Here is a 547-nt window from a genome sequence, read left to right on the forward strand (position 1 = left end):
TGGGCTGCACGTAGCGGCAGGCTGTGTTTGGTTGATTGTTTTAGGCATTCAACTGCGCGTCATGGGCATGACCGATCTGGTCATCTCACGCGTCGTGCGGCTTGCATTGTTCTGGCACTTTCTCGACCTGATCTGGATCGGCATCATCACAATCGTCTATTTCGGAGGTCTGACCTATGGATAAACGCTCCGAGATGCACCGGCGCGAGCGTCGTCGCTATGTCATTGGCTACGGAGGCTCACTGCTTTTGACGCTTGCGATGTTTGGCGTTGCACAGGTGTTCGGCATTGAAACGACCGGAGTGTATTTGACCATCGGTCTGTTGGGTCTGGCGCAGTTGATCTTTCAACTGGTCTATTTCCTGCACATAGATCGTCGTCGCAGCAGCCGCGAGGATCTGGATCTGATCCTATTCTCGACCCTTGTTCTGTTGATTATCATTCTCGGAACGGTCTGGATCTTGGGAAACCTTGCGGTCCGAATGCATATGCACGCAATGTAGCCGGTACGTCAGCGTGTTATGACGAGACCCAACCACAACGCGCC

General features: G+C 53.4%; 1 protein-coding gene and 1 pseudogene. Both read left to right on the forward strand.

Going from position 1 to position 547, the window contains the following annotated elements; translation table 11 throughout:
* A pseudogene (locus tag ACR0E6_RS22935) lies at nt 1–184 on the forward strand (cytochrome o ubiquinol oxidase subunit III); the annotation flags it as partial.
* On the forward strand, nt 177–503 hold the full coding sequence (locus tag ACR0E6_RS22940) for a cytochrome o ubiquinol oxidase subunit IV (RefSeq protein ID WP_419741360.1): 327 nt from the start codon (nt 177–179) through the stop codon (nt 501–503). The pseudogene ACR0E6_RS22935 and the gene ACR0E6_RS22940, both read left to right, overlap by 8 nt.
* The last annotated feature ends 44 nt before the right edge of the window (nt 504–547 follow it).

The sequence above is a fragment of the Ruegeria sp. AP12 genome, assembly GCF_056540025.1.

What these genes read in the sequence shown, in the direction of transcription:
- ACR0E6_RS22940 (WP_419741360.1), top strand. Translation starts at nt 177, where the DNA reads ATGGATAAACGCTCCGAGATGCACCGGCGCGAGCGTCGTCGCTATGTC.